Consider the following 4391-nt stretch of genomic DNA (forward strand, 5'->3'; position numbering starts at 1 on the left):
GTTCCTCTGATCTCCGGCTGGGACACTGCCGATCTGGCCGTGGACCTGGGCCTGCCCCTGGTCCTGGTCGTGGGCCTGCGCCTGGGCTGCATCAACCACGCCCTGCTCACGGCCGAGGCCCTGCGCGCACGCGGCCTGCGCCTGGCTGCCTGGGTGGCCAATACCGTGGACCCCGATATGCCCCATGTGGCCGAGAATCTTGAGGCCCTCCAGGCCGGTCTGGATGCGCCTTGCTGGGGCCATGTGCCCCGGCTCCCCACTCCCTCCCCGGCGGCCGTGGCCGCCCATTTGCAGCAGGCCCTGCTGCAGCAAGCCTTGAAAGCCTGACGATGAACCAGACCGTCAACCAGATCCAGACCCTGACGCCCACCACCGACGCCGACCGCCGCAATGCCAAGCCCTGGACGGTGGACGAGGTGGCGGCCCTGTTCGAGCTGCCCTTCAACGATCTGCTCTTCCGCGCCCAGCAGGTGCACCGCGAGCATTTCGACGCCAATGCGGTGCAACTTTCCACCCTGCTGTCCATCAAGACCGGCGGCTGCGAGGAAGACTGCAAATACTGCCCGCAGTCGGCCCATTTCGACACCGGTCTCAAGGCCGAGAAGCTGATTCCGCTGGAAGAAGTGATGGAGGCCGCCCGCGCCGCCAAGGCCAATGGCGCCACGCGCTTTTGCATGGGCGCCGCCTGGCGCGCGCCCAAGGAGCGGCATCTGGAAGCCATCGGCGAGATGATCTCGGGCGTCAAGGCCCTGGGTCTGGAGACCTGCCTGACCGCCGGCATGCTGGCCGAGGGCCAGGCCGAGCAACTTAAAGGTGCGGGCCTGGACTACTACAACCACAACCTGGACACCGCGCCCGAGTTCTACGGCCAGATCATCACCACCCGCACTTACCAGGACCGCCTGGACACCCTGGAGCGCGTGCGCGCCCAGGGGCTCAAGGTCTGCTCGGGCGGCATTGTGGGCATGGGCGAGACGCGCCGCCAGCGCGCCGGCCTGGTGGTGCAGCTGGCCAATCTGAATCCCTACCCGGAGTCGGTGCCCATCAACAATCTGGTGCAGGTGGAGGGCACGCCCCTGGCCGGCACGGCCCAACTGGACCCCTTCGAGTTCGTGCGCACCATCGCCGTGGCGCGCATCACCATGCCGCGCGCCATGGTGCGGCTCTCGGCCGGCCGCGAGGAGATGCCGGAGAGCCTGCAGGCCCTGTGCTTCCTGGCCGGCGCCAACAGCATGTTCTACGGCGACAAGCTGCTCACCACCAGCAACCCCCAGGCCGAGAAGGACCGCCAGCTGATCCAGCGCCTGGGCATGCACTGCGCCAGCGAGGCCGAGCTCAGCGCCGCGGAGGCCGGCGAGGCCTGCGGCGGCCACTGCCACTGAACGATTCAAAGACCGGAGACATTGCCATGTTCAAGAAGATCCTCATTGCCAATCGAGGCGAAATCGCCGGCCGCGTCGCGGCAACGGCCCGGCGCATGGGCATTCAGACCGTGGCGGTGTATTCGGAAGCCGACGCCAAGGCCAAGCATGTGCAGGCCTGCGACGAGGCGGTGCTGATCGGCGGCCCGGCGCCCAAGGACTCCTATCTGCAGTGGCAGCGCATCCTGGAGGCCGCCCGGGCCACCGGCGCCCAGGCCGTGCACCCGGGCTATGGCTTTCTGTCGGAGAACGAGGATTTCGCCCAGGCCTGTGCCGAGGCGGGCCTGGTCTTCATCGGCCCGCCGCCCTCGGCCATCAAGGCCATGGGCCTGAAGGCCGAGTCCAAGCGCCTGATGGAGGCGGCCGGCGTGCCCCTGGTGCCGGGCTATCACGGCGCCGACCCGGACCCGGCCCTGCTCACGCGCGAGGCCGAGCGCATCGGCTATCCGGTGCTGATCAAGGCCAGCGCGGGCGGCGGCGGCAAGGGCATGCGCGCCGTGTTCGCGGCCGAGGAGTTCGAGGCCGCACTGGCCTCCTGCCAGCGCGAGGCCATCAACAGCTTCGGCGATGACGCGGTGCTGATCGAGCGCTATGTGCAGCGCCCGCGCCATATCGAGATTCAGGTCTTTGGCGACCGTCATGGCGACTGCGTCTATCTCTTCGAGCGTGACTGCTCGGTGCAGCGCCGCCACCAGAAGGTGCTGGAAGAGGCCCCCGCCCCGGGCATGACGCCCGAGCGCCGCCGCGAGATGGGCGAGGCCGCCGTGGCCGCGGCCAAGGCCGTGGGCTACCAGGGCGCGGGCACGGTGGAGTTCATCGCCGAGCAGGACGGTCGCTTCTACTTCATGGAGATGAACACCCGCCTGCAGGTGGAGCATCCGGTGACCGAGGCCATCACCGGCCAGGACCTGGTGGAGTGGCAGCTGCGCGTGGCGGCCGGCCAGCCCCTGCCGCTCAAGCAGGAGCAGCTGCGCATGCACGGCCATGCCATCGAGGCGCGCATCTGCGCCGAGAACCCGGATGCCGGCTTCCTGCCCGCCACCGGCACGCTGAGCGTGGCGCGCTGGCCGGCCCATGTGGCCTTCGAGCGTGGTGAGGTGCGCATCGACTCGGGCGTGGGCGAGGGCGATGCCATCAGCCCCTTCTACGATTCCATGGTGGCCAAGCTCATCGTCTGGGGCGAGACCCGCGAGCAGGCCCTGGCCCGCCTGGATGCCGCCCTGCGCGACACGCATATCGTGGGCCTGCAGACCAATGTGGCCTTTCTGCGCCGCTGCGCGGCCACGGCTTCGTTTGCCGGCGCCGATCTGGACACGGCCCTGATCGAGCGCGAGCGCGCCGCGCTCTTCGAGCAGCCGGGTCTGGCCCTGGATGTGGCGGCCGCGGCCGTGGTGGCCCACACCCTGGCAGCCGAGGCGGCCGCCCCGCGCGCGGGCGATCCCTGGAGCCAGCGCGATGGCTGGCGCCTGTTTGGCGCCGCCACCCGCCGCTTCGAGCTGGACCTGGTCGGCAACCACCACCAGGTGCTGCTCTCCCGCCACCACCGCGGCGGCATGAGCCTGAGCGTGGCGGGCCAGGTCTTGCCCTTTGCCGTGAACAGCCACAGCCTGGAGTGCCATGAGCTGCTGCTGGGCGAGGGCCTGGCCCAGCGCCGCGTGGTGGCCACGGTCTATGGCCTGGGCGAGAAGGTGGCGGTGTTCACCGCCCAGGGCTCGGCCCTGGTGACCGAGGTGGATGTGATCGCCCATGCCGGCGAGGGTTCCTCCGAAGCCGGCCGTCTGACCGCGCCCATGCCGGGCAAGATGGTGTCCTTCCTGGCCCAGCCGGGCGACAAGGTGAGCAAGGGCCAGGCCCTGGCCGTGATGGAGGCGATGAAGATGGAACACCAGATCCATGCCCCGCGCGACGGCGTGGTGGCCGAGCTGCTCTACGCCGTGGGCGACCAGGTGGCCGAAGGTTCCGAACTCTTGAAGCTGGAGGCATGAGATGAGCTTGCCCAGTCACGTCACCCTGGTCGATGTGGGCCCACGCGACGGCCTGCAGAACGAGAAGCAGCCGGTGTCCACCGCGCACAAGGCGCAGCTGGTGGCCCTGCTGCAGGAGGCCGGCCTCAAGGAGATCGAGGTCACCAGCTTCGTCAGCCCCAAATGGGTGCCGCAGATGGCCGACAACGCGGAGGTGATGGCCACCATCGCGCGCCGCCCCGGCGTGCGCTACTCGGTGCTCACGCCGAATATGAAAGGCTTCGAGGCGGCCCTGCCGACCCAACCGGACGAGATCGTGGTGTTCGCCGCGGCCTCCGAAGCCTTCAGCCAGAAGAACATCAACTGCTCCATCGCCGAAAGCATCGAGCGCTTCGCCCCGGTGGTGGCCGCGGCGCATGAGGCCGGCATCAAGGTGCGCGGTGCGCTGTCCTGCGCGCTGGGCTGCCCCTACCAGGGCGAGATCAGCCCCGACGAGGTGGAGCGCGTGGTGCTGCTGATGAAGAGCATCGGCGTGGACCATATGGGCGTGGCCGACACCATTGGCGTGGGCACGCCGCGCAAGGTGCAGGCCGCCATGGAGCGCGCGCTCAAGCACTATCCCCTGGTGGAGGTGAGCGGCCATTTCCACGACACCTATGGCCAGGCCCTGAGCAATATCTACGCCTGCCTGGAACTGGGCGTGCACACCTTCGACGCCAGCGTCGCGGGCCTGGGCGGCTGCCCCTATGCCAAGGGGGCGACCGGCAATGTGGCGACCGAGGACGTGGTCTTCATGCTCAACGGTCTGGGCATCAGCACCGGCATCGATCTGGACCGTCTGGTGGATGCAGGCGCCTTCATCTCCAGCGTGCTGGAGCGCCCCCCGGTCTCGCGCGTGGGTCGCGCCATCCTGGCCAAGCGGGCGGGCTGAGGGTTTCCCTGAGGCCCCACCTCTGCTGCGGGGGGGGGGGCCGACGACCGGAGTGCCTGCCGTGGGGGTTGCGGG

The 4391-nt window shown here is 69.3% G+C and carries 4 protein-coding genes; all 4 read left to right on the plus strand.

Going from position 1 to position 4391, the window contains the following annotated elements; all coding sequences use genetic code 11:
- Nucleotides 1–327 (plus strand): ATP-dependent dethiobiotin synthetase BioD (gene bioD, locus ACK5F2_RS04150; RefSeq protein ID WP_409862999.1); only part of this gene is annotated, 327 nt, incomplete at its 5' end.
- 2 nt (nucleotides 328–329) lie between these two features.
- Complete coding sequence (gene bioB / locus ACK5F2_RS04155) at nucleotides 330–1382, plus strand: biotin synthase BioB (RefSeq protein ID WP_409863000.1); 1053 nt, start codon at nucleotides 330–332, stop codon at nucleotides 1380–1382.
- Nucleotides 1383–1408: 26 nt separating this feature from the next.
- Nucleotides 1409–3406, plus strand: a complete 1998-nt coding sequence (locus ACK5F2_RS04160) for an acetyl-CoA carboxylase biotin carboxylase subunit (RefSeq protein ID WP_409863002.1) — start codon at nucleotides 1409–1411, stop codon at nucleotides 3404–3406.
- 1 nt (nucleotide 3407) lies between these two features.
- Entirely contained in the window at nucleotides 3408–4316 is a 909-nt protein-coding gene (locus ACK5F2_RS04165; protein ID WP_409863004.1) for a hydroxymethylglutaryl-CoA lyase, read from the plus strand.
- The last annotated feature ends 75 nt before the right edge of the window (nucleotides 4317–4391 follow it).

Origin of the sequence: Roseateles sp., from assembly GCF_046300915.1 — a bacterium.
In the GTDB taxonomy this organism is placed as follows: Bacteria; Pseudomonadota; Gammaproteobacteria; order Burkholderiales; family Burkholderiaceae_C; genus Kinneretia.